Consider the following 16,794-nt stretch of genomic DNA (forward strand, 5'->3'; position numbering starts at 1 on the left):
ACCGGCCCGCACCCCCCGCGTCCCCCGCGTCCCCCGCGTCCTTCGGGACGAGACCCGAGCAGCCCGAGACGAAAGCAGCGGTGCCCAGTGAGCGACCAGAGGATGCGCGACTACCTCAACCGGGTGACCATCGACCTCCGGGACACCCGGCAGCGGCTCCGGGAGGCCGAGGCCCGCAGCAGCGAGCCGATCGCGATCGTGGCGATGAGCTGCCGCTTCCCCGGCGGGGTCCGCGACCCGGAGGAGCTGTGGGACCTGCTCGCCGAAGGCCGCGACACCAGCGGGCCCGTCCCCGGCGACCGGGGCTGGGAGCGGGTCTGGCCGGCCGGGGGCACGGTCCCCGGGCGGGGGGCGTTCCTGGACGGCGCGGCCGACTTCGACCCGGAGTTCTTCGGCATCTCGCCCCGCGAGGCGGTCGCGATGGACCCGCAGCAGCGGATGCTGCTGATGGCCTCCTGGGAGGCGATCGAACGGGCCGGCATCGACCCGCTCACCCTGCGCGGCAGCCGCACCGGGGTGTACGCCGCCGCCATCGACCAGGGGTACGCGACGCTGGGCTCCGGCGCCGCCGAAGCCGTCCAGGGGTTCCTGATGACGGGGAACTCGATGAGCGTGATGTCCGGCCGGGTGTCCTACGCGCTCGGCCTGGAGGGCCCCGCCCTCACCGTGGACACCGCCTGCTCGTCCTCACTGGTGGCCATGCACCTCGCGGCCCGGGCGCTGCGGGCCGGCGAGTGCTCGCTCGCCCTGGCCGGCGGGGTCAGCGTGATGGCGCTGCCGGCGGTGTTCGTCGAGTTCAGCCGGCAGGGCGCGATGTCCGCCGACGGCCGCTGCAAGCCGTTCGCGGCCGCCGCCGACGGCACCGGCTGGGGCGAGGGCGTCGGCATGCTGCTGCTGGAGCGGCTCTCCGACGCCCGGCGCAACGGCCGCACGGTGCTGGCCGTGCTGCGCGGTTCGGCGATCAACCAGGACGGTGCCAGCAACGGCCTGACCGCCCCGAACGGCCCGTCCCAGCAGCGGGTGATCCGGGCCGCGCTGGCCGACGCGGGCTTGGCGTCCGCCGACGTCGACGCGGTCGAGGCGCACGGCACCGGCACCACCCTCGGCGACCCGATCGAGGCCGACGCGCTGCTCGCCACCTACGGCCAGGACCGGCCCGCCGACCGGCCGCTGCTGCTCGGCTCGCTGAAGTCCAACATCGGGCACACCCAGGCCGCCGCCGGCGTCGCCGGGGTGATCAAGACGGTCCTCGCGCTGCGGCACGGCGTCCTCCCGCGCACCCTGCACGTGGACGCGCCCACCCCGCACGCCGACTGGTCCGCGGGCGCCGTCGAACTCCTCACCGAGGCCCGCGACTGGCCCGCCGTCGACCGTCCGCGCCGGGCCGCCGTCTCCTCGTTCGGCATGAGCGGCACCAACGCGCACGTCGTCCTCGAACAGGCACCGGAGCCGGAACCGGTGTCGGAGCCGGAACCGGTGCCGGAGTCCGAGCCGGTCGACGGGTCGGCGGCCGCGCCCGGGGCCGTGCTGCCCTGGGTGCTGTCCGGCCGCACCGCGGCCGCGCTCGGCGAGCAGGCGGCCCGGCTGCGGGCCCGGCTCGACGCGGACGCCTCCGTCCGGCCGGCCGACACCGGGTTCTCGCTGGCGACCACCCGGTCCGCCTTCGAACACCGGGCCGTGGTCATCGGCACCGGACGGCCCGCCCTGCTGGACGGCCTCGCCGCCCTGTCCGCCCCCGGCACCCTGTCCGGCCCCGGTGCGGAAGCCGCCGCCGAACCGGCCGCCGACGTCGTCGCGGGCACCGGCCGGGCCGTCGAGGGCCCGACCGCCCTGGTGTTCCCCGGCCAGGGCGCCCAGTGGGACGGCATGGCCGTCGAACTCCTCGACTCCGCACCGGTGTTCGCCGCCCGGATCGCGGACTGCGAACGCGCCCTGGCGCCCTTCGTCGACTGGTCGCTGGAGGCCGTCCTGCGCGGCGCCCCCGGTGCGCCGGGACTCGACCGGGTCGACGTGGTCCAGCCCGCGCTGTGGGCCGTCATGGTCTCGCTCGCCGCCCACTGGGAGTCCTGGGGCGTCCGGCCGGACGCCGTCGTCGGCCACAGCCAGGGCGAGATCGCGGCCGCCGTGGTGGCGGGGGCGCTCACCCTGGAGGACGGCGCGCAGGTCGTCGCGCTGCGCAGCCGGGCGATCCGCGCGCTGGCCGGACTCGGCGGCATGGCCGCCGTCCCGCTGCCCGAGGAGGAGGCCCGCGCCCTGCTCGCCCCCTGGGCCGAACGGCTGTCGGTGGCCGCCGTCAACGGGCCCGCCGCCGTGGTGGTCTCCGGCGAGACCGGCGCCCTGGCCGAACTGCTGGCCCACTGCGAGGCGCGCGGCGTCCGGGCCCGGTCCGTCCCCGTGGACTACGCCTCGCACTCCGCCCAGGTCGAGCGGATCCGCTCCGAGGTGCTGGCCGCACTGGCCGGCGTGCGCCCGCTCCCGGCCCGGATCCCGCTGTACTCCACCGTCACCGGCGACCGGCTCGACACCACCGCCATGGACGCCGACTACTGGTACCGCAACCTGCGCGGCACCGTCCGCTTCGACGCGGCCGTCCGCGCCCTGGCCGAGCAGGGCCACGAGGTCTTCGTCGAGGTGTCGCCGCACCCGGTGCTGACCATGGCCCTCCAGGACACCGTCGAGGCCACCGGCGCCGCCGAGCCGCCCGTCGTCGTCGGCACCCTGCGCCGCGACGACGGCGGACCGCGCCGGGCCCTGCGCTCGGCCGCCGAACTGTGGGTGGCGGGCGCGGCCGTCGACTGGGCCGCCGTGTACGCCGGAACCGGCGCCCGCCGCACCGACCTGCCCGGATACCCCTTCCAACTGCGCCGCTACTGGCTGGAACCGGAGGCGGCGCCCGCCACCGCGACGGCCGCCGACCCGGACGACGCGGCGTTCTGGCAGATGGTCGACCACGACGCCCCGGCCGAGATCGCCGCCCACCTCGCCGTCGACGAGGACGCCCTGGCCCCCGTCCTGCCCGCCCTGCGCGGCTGGCGCCGGCAGCGGCGCGACGAGAGCACCGTCGACTCCTGGCGCTACCGGGTCGGCTGGCAGCCGCTGCCCGACCCGCCGGCCCCCGCCGCCGCCGGCACCTGGCTGGTCGTCCTGCCCGCCGGGCACGGCGACGACACCCGGGTGCGCGGCCCGCTGCTCGCCCTCACCGAAGCGGGCGCCACCGTCGTCACGGCCGAACTCACGGCCGGCGCCGTCCGCCGCGCCGACCTCGCGGAGACGCTCGCCGCCGCCCTCGGCGACCGCGTCCCGACCGGCGTGCTGTCCCTGCTGGCCGCCGCCGACCGGCCCCACCCCGACCACCCGGCCCTGCCCACCGGGACGGCCCTCACCGTCGCCCTGGTCCAGGCCCTGGGCGACCTCGCCCTCACCGCCCCCCTCTGGTGCGCCACCACCGGGGCCGTGTCCACCGGCCCGGACGACCCGGTCACCCACCCCCGCCAGGCGCAGGTCTGGGGCACCGGCATGGTCGCCGCGCTCGAACTGTCCGCCCGCTGGGGTGGACTCGTCGACCTGCCGCCCGAGCTCGACGCCCGCGCCAGGACCCGGCTCGCCGCCGCCCTGACCGCCGCCGTCCCGCCGGCCGCCGGGCCGACCGCCGCCGGCCCCGGCCGCGAGGACCAGCTCGCCCTGCGCCCCACCGGCCTGCTGGCCCGCCGCCTCCGGCGCGCGCCCCGGAACGCCGACCGGAGCCCCGACCGCGCGAAGCCCTGGAAGCCGCGCGGCACCGTCCTGCTGACCGGCGGCACCGGCGCCGTCGGCCCGCACCTCGCCCGCTGGCTGGCCCGCGGCGGCGCCGAGCACCTCGTCCTCCCCGGCCGCCGCGGCCCGCAGGCCCCCGGCGCGGCCGAACTCGCCGCCGAACTGGCCGCCCTCGGCGTCCGGCTGAGCCTGCCGGTCTGCGACCTGGCGGACCGCCGGGCGGTGGCCGCGCTGCTCACCGGCCTGGAGGCGGCGGGCGACCCGGTCACCGCGGTCGTCCACGCGGCCGCCTTCGTCGCGCTCGCCCCCCTGGACGGCACGCCGATGGCCGCGTTCGAACAGATCGTCGCCGCGAAGGCGGCCGGCGCCGAACACCTCGACGCCCTGCTCGACCGCGAACTCGACGCCTTCGTCCTGTTCTCCTCGATCGCCGGAGTCTGGGGCAGCGGCGACCACGGCGCCTACGCCGCCGCCAACGCCCACCTCGACGCCCTGGCCCAGCACCGCCGGGCCCGCGGCCTCACCGCGACCAGCGTCGACTGGGGCATCTGGCAGGCCGAGAACCCCCACCGGGACCGCGCCGCCGGGGACGACGCCGACCTGTTCAAACTGGAGGAGCACGGCCTGCCCCGGATCGCCCCCGACCTCGCGCTGCACGCCCTGCGCCAGGCCCTCGACGACGACGAGACCGTCCTCACCGTCGCCGACGTCGACTGGGAGCGGTTCGCCGCCGTCTTCACCTCCACCCGCCCCAGCCCGCTGCTGACCGGCGTCCCCGAAGCCCGCCGCGCCCTGGAGGCCCCGGCCGGCGCCCCGGAGGCCCCCGCCGCCGCCCAACTGCGCGAACGGCTCGCCGCCCTCGGCGAGTCCGAGCAGCACCGCCTGCTGCTCGACCTGGTCCGCACCCACGCGGCGGCCGTCCTCGGCCACAGCGGGGCGGACGCGATCCGGCCCGGCACGGCCTTCCAGGACATGGGCTTCGCCTCCCTCACCGCCGTCGAACTCCGCAACCGGCTCAACACCGCCACCGGACTGCGACTGCCCTCCACCCTGATCTTCGACCACCCGTCGGCCACCGCGCTCGCCCGGGAGATCCGCGCCGAACTGCTCGGCCGACCGGCCGCCGACCCGGCCCCCGCCGGCCCGGACACCGCCGCGCACCGGCCCGCGCCCGACGACGACCTGATCGCGATCGTCTCGATGGCCTGCCGCTTCCCCGGCGGCATCGGCAGCCCCGAAGAGCTGTGGCGGCTGCTCGCCGACGGCGGCGACGCCGTCTCGGACTTCCCCACCGACCGGGGCTGGGACCTCGAAGCCCTCTACGACCCCGACCCCGACCGCCCCGGCACCTCGACCACCCGGCAGGGCGGCTTCCTGCACGACGCCGCCGACTTCGACGCCGAGTTCTTCGGCATCTCGCCGCGCGAGGCCCTCGCGATGGACCCGCAGCAGCGGCTGCTGCTGGAGACCACCTGGGAGGCGATCGAGCGCGCCGCCATCGACCCGGTCGCCCTGCGCGGCAGCCGCACCGGCGTGTTCACCGGCGTCAACTACGCCGACTACGCGGCCGTCGTCGCCCGGTCCGAGGAAGGGGACGGCCACCTGCTCACCGGCAGCGCGCCCAGCGTCGTCTCCGGCCGGGTCGCCTACACCCTGGGCCTGGAGGGCCCCGCCGTCACCGTCGACACGGCCTGCTCCTCCTCACTGGTGGCCATGCACCTCGCGGGCCGGGCGCTGCGCGGCGGCGACTGCTCGCTCGCCCTGGTCGGCGGCGTCGCCGTGATGGCGACCCCCGGCGCCCTGATCAGCTTCTCCCGGCAGCGGGGCCTCGCCGAGGACGGCCGCTGCAAGGCGTTCTCGGACGACGCGGACGGCATGGGCATGGGCGAGGGCGCCGGCGTCCTGCTGCTGGAGCGGCTCTCCGACGCGCGGCGCAACGGGCACCCGGTGCTGGCCGTGGTCCGGGGCTCGGCCGTCAACCAGGACGGCGCCAGCAACGGCCTCTCCGCCCCCAACGGCCCGTCGCAGCAGCGCGTCATCCGGGCGGCGCTCGCGGACGCCGGGCTGACGTCGGCGGACGTCGACGTGGTGGAGGCGCACGGCACCGGCACCACCCTCGGCGACCCGATCGAGGCGCAGGCCCTGCTCGCCACCTACGGCCAGGACCGGCCCGCCGACCAGCCGCTGCTGGTCGGCTCGCTCAAGTCCAATCTCGGCCACGCGCAGGCCGCCTCGGGCGTGGCGGGCGTCATCAAGACGGTCCTGGCCATGCGGCACGGCCAGGTGCCCCGCACCCTGCACGTCGACACGCCCTCCGCCCACGTCGACTGGACGCGCGGAGCACTCGCCCTCGCGGCCGCACAACAGCCCTGGCCGCTGCGCGGACGCCCCTTCCGGGCCGGCGTCTCCTCCTTCGGCCTGAGCGGCACCAACGTCCACACCATCCTCGAACACGCCCCGCTGGACGACGACGCCCCGCCCGCCGAGCGCACCCCCCTCCCGGAGGTGCCCTGGCTGCTGTCCGCCCGCACCCCCGAGGCCCTGCGCGCCCAGGCCGACCGGCTGCGCCGCCACCTGGACGACAACCCCGACTCCGACCCGCGCGACATCGGCTCCGCCCTGCACGCCCGCACCGCCTTCGAGTACCGGAAAGCCCTGATCGGCGACCGGGACCAACTCCCCTCCCTGCTGGCCGGCATGGCCGACGACGAAGCGGGAGCGTGGGGCGGCGGCCGTCCGGTCGACGGCCGCTCGGTGCTGGTGTTCCCGGGGCAGGGGTCGCAGTGGGTGGGGATGGCGGTGGAGCTGTTGGCCGAATCGGGGGTGTTCGCGGGGCGGATGGCGGAGTGTGATCGTGCGCTGGCGCCGTACGTCGACTGGTCGTTGGCGCAGGCGCTGGGTTCCGAGGAGCTGTTGGCGCGGGTGGATGTGGTGCAGCCGGTGCTGTGGGCGGTGATGGTCTCGCTCGCGGAGGTCTGGCGCTCGTTCGGGGTGGTTGCGGACGCGGTGGTGGGCCACTCGCAGGGGGAGGTCGCGGCCGCGGTCGTGGCGGGTGGGTTGAGCTTGGCGGACGGGGCGCGGGTGGTGGCGTTGCGTTCGCGTGCGGTGGGGGCGTTGGCGGGTCGGGGCGGGATGGCGTCGTTGCCGCTGCCGGTGGGGGTGGTCCGCGAGCGGATCGGGGTCGGGTTGTCGGTGGCGGCGGTGAACGGTCCGTCGTCGACGGTGGTGTCGGGTGACGCGGACGCGGTGGCCGCGTTGGTGGCGGAACTCGTCGAGGAGGGGGTGCGGGCGAGGCTGATCGAGGTCGACTACGCCTCGCACTCGGCGCACGTCGAGCAGGTCCGCGAGCGTCTGCTCGCCGACCTGGACGGCATCACGCCGTTGTCGGGTGGGGTGCCGTTCTTCTCGACGGTGACGGGCGGGTGGTTGGACACGAAGTCGCTGGACGCCGAGTACTGGTACCGGAATCTGCGGGAGACGGTGGAGTTCGGGGCGGCGACGGAGGCGTTGCTGGGGGAGGGTTTCCGGTTCTTCGTGGAGTCGAGTCCGCACGCGGTGCTGGGTGTGGCGGTGGGGGAGTCGGTGGAGGCCGCGGGGGTGGACGCGGTGGTGTTGGGGACGTTGCGTCGTGGTGAGGGTGGTCTGGCGCAGGTGTTGCGTGCGGTGGGTCGTGGTTGGGAGCGGGGGTTGGAGGTCGACTGGTCGGGGTCGTTCCCGGGGGCGCGGCGGGTCGAGCTGCCGACGTACGCGTTCCAGCGCACCCGCTACTGGCCCGCGCCGGCGCCCGTCACTGCGGCCGACGTGGGCGCGGCCGGACTCGATCCGGCCGACCACCCCGTGCTGGGCGCGGCCGTCGAGCTGGCCGACACGGGTGAGCTGCTGCTCAGCGGCCGGATCTCGCTGCGCACCCACCCCTGGCTCGCCGATCACGCGGTGGCGGGCGTCGTGCTCCTGCCCGGCGCGGCCTTCGCGGAACTCGCCGTCCGCGCGGCGGACGAGGCCGGATGCCGCGCGGTGGAGGAACTGACCCTCCAGCAGCCGCTGTTGATACCGGCCGACACCGCCGTCCGGCTACAGGTGCGGGTCGGCGCGGCGGACGCGGACGGCGGCCGTTCCCTGGACCTGTTCTCCTGCCGGGAGGACACGGCCACCCCGCACTGGACCGCGCACGCGACCGGCCGGCTCGCCGCCGCCTCCGCCTCCGACGCCACCCCCGTCTCCGACGCCGGCGCCTGGCCCCCGCCCGGTGCCGTCCCGGTCGCCGTCGACGACCTGTACGAGCGGTTCGACGCCTCCGGTTACGGCTACGGGCCCGCCTTCCGCGGGCTCACCGCGGCCTGGCGCCGGGGCGACGAGATCTTCACCGAGGTGCGCCTGCCCGAGGACCGCAACCGGTCCGCCGCCGCCTTCGGCGTGCACCCCGCGCTGCTGGACGCCGCCCTCCAGGGGCTGTTCCTGAACGCCGGGCCGGAGGCCGGTCCCGGTGCGGACCGGCCGTCCGCCGGACTGCCGTTCTCCTGGAGCGGAGTCAGGCTGCACGCCTCCGGGGCCACCGCACTCAGGGTCCGGCTCGGCTTCCGGCCGGACGGGTCGGTGTCGATCGACGCGGCCGACCCGCACGGGCTCCCGGTCGTGTCGGTCGAGGCGCTCGCCGTCCGGCCGATCGACCTCGACGCCCTGCGCCCCGGCGGCGGACCGGAATCCCTCTACCGGCTGCGCTGGTCGGTGGCGCCTGCCAGCGGGCCCGCCGCCCCCCTCGGGGCCTGGGCCGTCCTCGGCGGCCGGGAGTCCTTCCCGGACAGCCACCCGGACCTGGCCGCGCTCGGCGCCGCGCTGGACGCGGGGGCGCCGCCGCCCGCCGCCGTCCTGGCCTGGTGCGACCACGCCCCGCCGCTCCCGTCGTCCCCGCCCGACGCCGCCGCCGTGCACGCCGCGCTGGACGACGCCCTGCGGCTCGTCCAGGACTGGCTGGCCGACCCGCGCTGGGACGACGGCACCCGGCTCGTGCTCGTCACCCGGGGCGCGGTCCCGGCGGCGGACGGCGAGCAGGTCACCGACCTCACCGCCGCCGCCGTCCGCGGCCTGGTCCGCTCCGCCCAGTCCGAGCACCCGGACCGCTTCCTGCTGATCGACACCGACGACCCGGCCGCCGTGGCCGGCCTGCTCCCGCAGGCCCTGGCCCTGGCCGGCACCGAACCCCAGCTGGCGATCCGCGCCGGACGGCTCCTCACCGCCCGCCTCACCCGGGCCGCCGCCGAGCCGGACCCGGACCCCGGCCTGCCGTCCGCCATCGGCGCGGCCGGCGGAACCGTCCTGGTCACCGGGGCCGGCGGCGCGCTCGGCGGCCTGGTGGCGGAGCACCTGGTGGCCGCGCACGGCGTGCGGAACCTGCTGCTCGTCGGCCGGCGCGGCGCGGACACCCCGGGCCTGGCCGACCTCGCGGCCGAACTGCGCGGCCGCGGCGCCCGGGTGGACCTGGCGGCCTGCGACGTCGCCGACCGGGACGCGCTCGCCGCCCTGCTCGCCGGGATCCCCGCCGACCGCCCGCTGAGCGCGGTCGTCCACGCGGCCGGCGTCCTGGACGACGGCACGGTCGAGTCGCTGACCCCCGGCCGGATGCGCCCCGTCCTGCGACCCAAGGTCGACGCGGCCCTCCACCTGCACGCCCTCACCCGCGACCTGCCGCTGTCGGCCTTCGCCCTCTTCTCCTCCGCGTCCGCCACCGTCGGCAACGCCGGACAGGGCAACTACGCGGCCGCCAACGCCTTCCTCGACGCGCTCGCCCAGCACCGGCGCGCCCTGGGCCTGCCCGCCCAGTCGCTCGCCTGGGGCCTGTGGGCCCGGCGCGGCGCCATGACCGGCACGCTCAGCGCCACCGACCTGCGGCGGATGGCCCGGGGCGGCACCTCGGCCCTCGGCAGCGAAGAGGGCCTGGCCCTGTTCGACGCGGCGCTCACCCTGGACGAACCGCTGCTCGTCCCGGTCCGGATCGACCTCGGCCGGCTCCGGACGGCGGCCCGGACCGGGCCCGTCCCGGCGCTGCTCTCCGCCCTGGTCCCCGGGGCCGCCCGCCGCCCCGCCTCCGGGGCGGACGCCGCCGAGGCCGACTCGCTGCGCCGCCGGCTGGCCGCGCTCTCCCCGGAGGACCGCCTCGCCGCCCTGCTCGACCTGGTGCGGAGCCGGGTCGCCGACGTCCTCGGCCACGGCACGGCCGCGGCCGTCGACCCGGACCAGGCGTTCAAGGACCTCGGCTTCGACTCGCTCACCTCCGTCGAGCTCCGCAACCGGCTCGGCGCCGCGACCGGCCGCCGACTGCCCGCGACCCTGGTCTTCGACCACCCCACCCCGGCCGCCGTCGCCGCCCACCTCGCCGGGCGGCTGGTCCCCGACGGGCCGGGCGGACCGGGAGGACCGGGCGGGCCCGCCGCCGGGACACCGGGCCGGCCGGACCCCGCCGACCACGAGATCGGCTCCCTGCTCGCCGCGATCCCGCCCGCCGCCCTGCGCCGGGCCGGCCTGCTGGACGCGCTGCTGGCCCTCGCCGACCGCCCGGACGCACCCGGGACGCCCGCCCCCGCCACCGCTCCCGCCGCCGCCGACATCCACGGCATGGCCGTCGACGACCTCGTCCGGATGGCCCTGGGCGGCGACCGTGACTGACCGACAGCCGCCGAAGGAGAAGCCCGCCCCCATGCCCACCGACACGGACCAGGTGGTCGCCGCCCTGCGCGCCTCGCTGCTGGACAACCAGCGCCTGCGGCAGGAGAACCGGCGGCTGCGCGACGACTCCGCCGAGCCCATCGCCATCGTCGCGATGAGCTGCCGCTACCCCGGCGGCGTGCGGACCCCGGAAGACCTGTGGGACCTGCTGGTCAAGGAGCGCGACGCGGTCTCCCCGTTCCCCGCCGACCGGGGCTGGGACGTCGAGGGCGGCTTCGACGCCGACCCCGACACCCCCGGCACCTTCTACGTCCGCGAAGGCGGTTTCCTGCACGACGCGACCGGCTTCGACGCCGGGTTCTTCGGCATCTCGCCGCGCGAGGCCCTCGCGATGGACCCGCAGCAGCGGCTGCTGCTGGAGGCGTCCTGGGAGGCGCTGGAACGCGCGGGCATCGACCCGGCGACCCTGCGCGGCAGCCGCACCGGCGTCTACACCGGGGTGATCCACAGCGAGTACGGCTCCCGCCTCGGCCGGGTGCCCGACGAACTGGAGGGCTTCCTCGGCACCGGCACCATCCCCAGCGTCGCCTCCGGCCGGATCGCCTACACCCTGGGCCTGGAGGGCCCCGCGGTGACCCTGGACACCGCCTGCTCGTCCTCCCTGGTCGCCGTCCACCTGGCCTGCCAGGGGCTCCGCGCCGGCGACACCACCCTCGCCCTGGCCGGCGGGGTGACCGTGATGTCCACCCCCGGCCTGTACGCCGGGTTCAGCCGCCAGCGCGGCCTGGCCCCCGACGGGCGCAGCAAGTCCTTCTCCGCCGCGGCGGACGGCGCCGGGTTCGGCGAGGGCCTGGGCCTGCTCCTGCTGGAACGGCTCTCGGACGCCCGCCGCAACGGGCACCCGGTGCTCGCGGTGGTCCGCGGCTCGGCCGTCAACCAGGACGGCGCCAGCAACGGGCTGACCGCCCCGAACGGGCCCGCGCAGCAGCGCGTCATCCGGCACGCCCTGGCCAACGCCGCACTCGCCCCGGCCGAGGTGGACCTGGTCGAGGCGCACGGCACCGGCACCGTCCTCGGCGACCCGATCGAGGCGCAGGCGCTGATGGCCGCCTACGGCCAGGACCGGCCCGCCGACCGGCCGCTGCGCCTGGGTTCGCTGAAGTCCAACCTGTCCCACACCCAGGCCGCCGCGGGCGTCGGCGGCGTGATCAAGTCGGTGCTGGCGATCCGGCACGGCCTGATGCCGCGCACCCTGCACGTCGACCGCCCCTCGCCCCGCGTCGACTGGACCGAGGGCGCCGTCACCCTGCTCACCGAGGCCGCCCCCTGGCCCGAGACCGGCCGTCCGCGCCGGGCCGCGGTCTCCTCGTTCGGCGCCAGCGGGACCAACGCCCACCTCGTCCTCGAACAGGCCCCGGCCCCGGAACCCGCCGACGGACCGGCGACGCCGCCCGCCGCCGTCCCCTGGATCCTGTCGGCCCGCACCCCCGACGCGCTGCGCGCCCAGGCGGCCGCCCTGCACGAACGGGTGGCCGCCGCACCGGAGCTGAGCGCGCTGGACGTCGGCCACTCGCTGCTGAACGGCCGCTCCCGCTTCACGGAACGCGCCGTGGTGGTCGGAGCCGACCGGGACGAACTGCTCACCGGCCTCGCCGCCCTCTCGCGCGGCACCGGCTCGGCGGCCGTGCCGACCGGCGCCGGGCCGCTCCCGGGCCGCTCGGTGCTGGTCTTCCCCGGCCAGGGGTCGCAGTGGGTGGGGATGGCGGTGGAGCTGTTGGCCGAATCGGGGGTGTTCGCGGCGCGGATGGCGGAGTGCGGGCGGGCGTTGGAGCCGTACACCGACTGGTCGTTGGCGGAGGCGCTGGGCTCCGAGGAGCTGCTGGCGCGGGTGGACGTGGTGCAGCCGGTGCTGTGGGCGGTGATGGTGTCGCTCGCCGAGGTGTGGCGTGCGTTCGGGGTGGTTGCGGACGCGGTGGTGGGCCACTCGCAGGGGGAGATCGCCGCCGCGTGCGTGGCGGGCGGGTTGAGCTTGGCGGACGGGGCGCGGGTGGTGGCGCTGCGCTCCCGTGCGGTGGGGGCGCTGGCGGGTCGGGGTGGGATGGCGTCGCTGCCGCTGCCGGTCGAGGCGGTCCGCGAGCGGATCGGGGAGCGGTTGTCGGTGGCCGGGGTCAACGGCCCGTCCTCGACGGTGGTCTCGGGTGACGCGGACGCGGTGGCCGCGCTGGTCGCGGAACTCCTGGAGGAAGGGGTCTGGGCGACGCGCATCGAGGTCGACTACGCCTCGCACTCCGCGCACGTCGAGCAGCTCCGGGAGCGGCTGCTCGCCGACCTGGACGGCATCACCCCCCGGTCGGGCACGGTGCCGTACTACTCCAGCGTGACCGGCGACCTGCTGGACACCAAGGCGCTGGACGCCGAGTACTGGTACCGCAACCTGCGGCAGACCGTCGAGTTCGAGCGGGCGACCCGCGCGCTCCTCGCCACCGGGCACCGCGTCTTCATCGAGTCCAGCCCGCAGCCGGCCCTGATGTACGGGATCGAGGACACGGCCGCCGACGCGGGCGCCCCGGAGACCGTCGTGCTCGACACCCTGCGGCGCGGCGCCGGAGGACTCCGCCGGCTCCAACTCGCCCTCGCCGGGGCGCACGTCCGGGGCCTGCGGATCGACTGGGAGCGGCTGTTCACCGGAACCGGCGCCCAGCGGGTGGACCTGCCCACCTACGCCTTCCAGCGCCGCCGCTACTGGCTCGACGCCCAGCCCGCCGACCGGGACCAGACCGCCGCCGGCCAGTCCGCCGCGGACCACCCGCTGCTCGGCGCCGCGGTCGACCTGCCCGACGACGCGGGCACCCTCTTCACCGGCCGGCTCTCCCCGGCCACCCACCCCTGGCTCGCCGACCACGCCGTGGCCGGTACGGTGCTGCTGCCCGGCGCGGCCCTCGTCGAGCTGGCCGCGCACGCGGGCCGCCGGCACGGCTGCCCCCTCGTCGAGGAACTCACCCTCGCCGCCCCGCTGCTGCTGCCCGACGACCACGCCGTGCACCTGCGCGTCCGGATCGGCGCCGAGGACGGCACGGGCCGCCGCCCGGTCGAGTTCCACACCCGCCCCGAGACCGCCCCCGACGCCGCCGGCGCCCCCGACCAGCCCTGGACCCGGCACGCGACCGGCACGGTCGGCCCGCCGGACCCCTCGGCGGAGCGCGCCGACAGCCCGGAGCAGGCCGACGCGGCCGGTGCCTGGCCCCCGCCCGGCGCGCTCCCGCTGGACGTCGACGAGCTGTACGCACTGCTCGAAGCCCGCGGCGTCGCCTACGGCCCGGCGTTCCGCGGCCTGCGCGCCGCCTGGCGCACCCCGGACGCGATCCACGCCGAGGTGGCCCGGCCCGAGGGCCTCCCCGGCACCGGCGCCGACGGCTTCAGCCTGCACCCCGCCCTGCTGGACGCGGCCCTCCAGACCACCGGCCTGCGCGACGGCGCCCCGACCGCGGCGCCCGCCGACGGCGTCCCCCTGCCGTTCTCCTGGCAGCGCGTCGCGCTCCACGACTCCGACGCGCCGGTCCTGCGCGTCCGGCTGCGCCCCGACGGCCCCGACGCCGTCACCGCCCGGATCACCGACCCCGCCGGGCGCACCGTGGCGACGGTCGGCTCACTCACCCTGCGCACGGCCTCCACCGCCGCGCTGCGGGCCTCCACCGGCTCGGTCTTCCACGTCGGCTGGACGCCGGTCGCCGCCGCCCCCGGCCCGCGCCCGGTCACCCGCTGGGGCCTGCTCGGCCCCCGGGACGAGCGGCTGCTGCCGGCCGGCTTCCCCGCCGGACCCCCGCCCGGGGCCCCCGACGCGCTGCTGCTGGCCTGCCCCCCGTCCGCCGACGCCAGCGGGGACCCCGGGGCGGTGCACGCCGTCGTGTCCGAGGTGCTGGACCGCGTCCAGGCCCACCTGGCCGACGACACCACCGCCCGGACGCCCCTGGTGGTGCTCACCCGGGACGCGACCGGCCCGCTCGGCGCGCGGCCGCGCCCGGCGGACCCCGGCGCGGCCGCCGTCTGGGGCCTGCTCAGGGCCGCCCAGCTCGAACACCCGGACCGCTTCGTGCTGCTGGACACCGACGGGCCGGACCAGGACGGGCTCGGTGACGGCCCCGGGCTCGGCGACGCGCTCGCCGACCTGCTCGCCGGGGGCGAACCGCAGGCGGCCCTGCGCGGCGGCGTCCTGTACGCGCCCCGACTGGTGCGCCCCCCGGCCCCCGCGACCGCCCCCGTCCCCGCACCCGTCCCGACGTCCGCGTCCGGCGAGCCGCCGGTCGGCGCGTTCGGGCCGGCCGGGGGGACGGTGCTGGTGAGCGGCGGCGGCGCCCTCGCGGCCGTGCTGGCGCGGCACCTGGTCGCCGCGCACGGGGTGCGCCGCCTCCTGGTGCTGAGCCGACGCGGCGCCGACGCCCCCGGCCTGCCGGAGCTGGCGGCGGAACTGGCCGCTGCCGGGGCCGAGTTGACCGCGCTGGGCTGCGACGTGTCCGACCGCCGGGCGCTGGCCGCCGCCCTCGCGACCGTCCCGGAGGAGCACCCGCTGTGCGCCGTGGTGCACACCGCCGGGGTGCTCGACGACGGCCTGCTGGACGGGCTGACGGCGCAGCGGGCGGCCGCCGTCCTGCGGCCCAAGTTCGACGCCGCCCACCACCTCGACGAGCTGACGCGCGGCGCGGACCTCGCCGCGTTCGTCGTCTTCTCCTCCGCCGCGGGCGTACTGGGCAGCCCCGGCCAGGCGTCCTACGCGGCGGCCAACGCCGCGCTCGACGCGCTCGTCGCGGAACGCCGGCGGCTCGGCCTGCCCGGCCTCTCGCTGGCCTGGGGCCCCTGGGCGCGGGTCAGCGGGATGACGGCGGAACTCGCCGGCGCCGACCGGCGGCGGATCGACCGGCGCGGCGCCCGCGGCCTCTCCGACGAGGAGGCGATGGCCCTGCTGGACACGGTGTGCGCCGCCGACGCCGCCCCGCCGGCGGACGGCAGCCCCGTCGTGCTGGCCCACCTCGACCTCGCCGGGCGCGGCGACGGCCCGGTGCACCCCATGCTGCGCGCCCTGGTCCGGCGCGCCCCGGCCGGGGCGGCGGCCCCGACCGCCGCCGCCGCGCTGCGGCACCGGCTCGACGCCGCCGCCGACCCGGGGGAGCGCGAGCGGGTCCTGCGCGAACTCGTCCTCGCCGAGGCCGCCGGAGTCCTCGGCCACGCCGACGCCGGGGCGCTGTCCGCGACCGAGCCCTTCCTCTCGGTCGGGTTCGACTCGCTGACCGCCGTCGAGCTCCGCAACCGGCTGGCCGCCCTCACCGGGGTGCGGCTGCGGCCCTCCGCCGTCTTCGACAGCGGCACCCCCGCCGCGCTCGCGGCCCGCCTCGCCGCCGAGGCCCGGACGGAGGACGCCCCCCGGCCCGCGACGCCACCCGCGCCCGGTCAGCAGACCGACACCGACAGCGCCGCCGACCCGGCGAGCGTGCTGTTCCGCCAAGCCTGCGCGCTCGGCCGGATCGACGAGGGCATCGCCCTGCTCAAGAACGCCTCCGCCCTGCGCCCGGCCTTCCACGACGGCGGTGGCCTCGCCGCCACCGGCGCCGGACCCCGGCTGCTGCGCCTGAACGAACGCGCCGACGCCCCCGTGCTCGTCTGCTTCGGTTCGATCGTCGCCCTCGGCGGCGCCCACCAGTACGCCCGCTTCGCCGCCCGCTTCCGGGACCGCTACGCCGTCGCCGCGCTGGACGCCCCCGGGTTCACCCCCGAGGAGGAACTGCCCGCCGACATGGCGGCCCTGCTGGACTTCCAGGCGACGACCCTGCTCCGGGAACTGCCCGGGCGGACGCTCGTCCTGGCCGGCTCCTCCTCCGGCGGCACGCTCGCCCACGGGGTGGCCGCCGAGCTGGAGCGGCGCGGCGCGGGACCGGCGGCCGTGGTGCTGCTGGACACCTACCTCTCCGACAACCAGGGCATCACCCAGTTCAACGACGTCCTGCTCGGCGGCATGTTCGCCCGCGAGGACCGGGCGGCCCCGATGGACGGGACCCGGCTGACCGCGATGGGCGGCTACTTCCGGCTGCTCGACGACTGGAAGCCCCCGGCGGTCCGGGCCCCGCTGCTGCTGGTCCGCGCCTCCACCCCGCTCGGCCGCCCGTCCGCCGAAGCCGGCGACTGGCGCTCGTCCTGGGCCGGCGCCGACACCGTCGACGTCCCCGGAGACCACTTCTCGATCATGGAGCAGCACGTCGCGACCACCGGCGAGGCCGTCGCCGACTGGCTCGGCGCCACGCTCCGCACCACCCCCGCCACCACCCACACCGCCACCCGTACCGCCATCCCCGCCAGCACCCCCGACGGCCCGTGAGCACGAAGGAGAACCCG

The 16,794-nt window shown here is 77.8% G+C and carries 2 protein-coding genes; both read left to right on the plus strand.

Translation table 11 applies throughout. The features are described 5' to 3' along the window. Positions 1-87 precede the first annotated feature (87 nt). Positions 88-10,413: a type I polyketide synthase gene (locus KSE_RS36335; protein ID WP_456236165.1), complete on the plus strand. Its 10,326-nt coding sequence runs from the start codon at positions 88-90 to the stop codon at positions 10,411-10,413. A 31-nt stretch (positions 10,414-10,444) separates the two neighbouring features. Further along, complete coding sequence (locus KSE_RS36340) at positions 10,445-16,777, plus strand: type I polyketide synthase (RefSeq protein ID WP_014140394.1); 6,333 nt, start codon at positions 10,445-10,447, stop codon at positions 16,775-16,777. Positions 16,778-16,794 lie beyond the last annotated feature (17 nt).

The sequence above is a fragment of the Kitasatospora setae KM-6054 genome (assembly GCF_000269985.1).
GTDB classification, from domain to species: domain Bacteria; phylum Actinomycetota; class Actinomycetes; order Streptomycetales; family Streptomycetaceae; genus Kitasatospora; species Kitasatospora setae.

Excerpts from the sequence above, each read along its gene's own strand:
- KSE_RS36340 (WP_014140394.1), top strand. The coding sequence starts at position 10,445 with ATGCCCACCGACACGGACCAGGTGGTCGCCGCCCTGCGCGCCTCGCTG.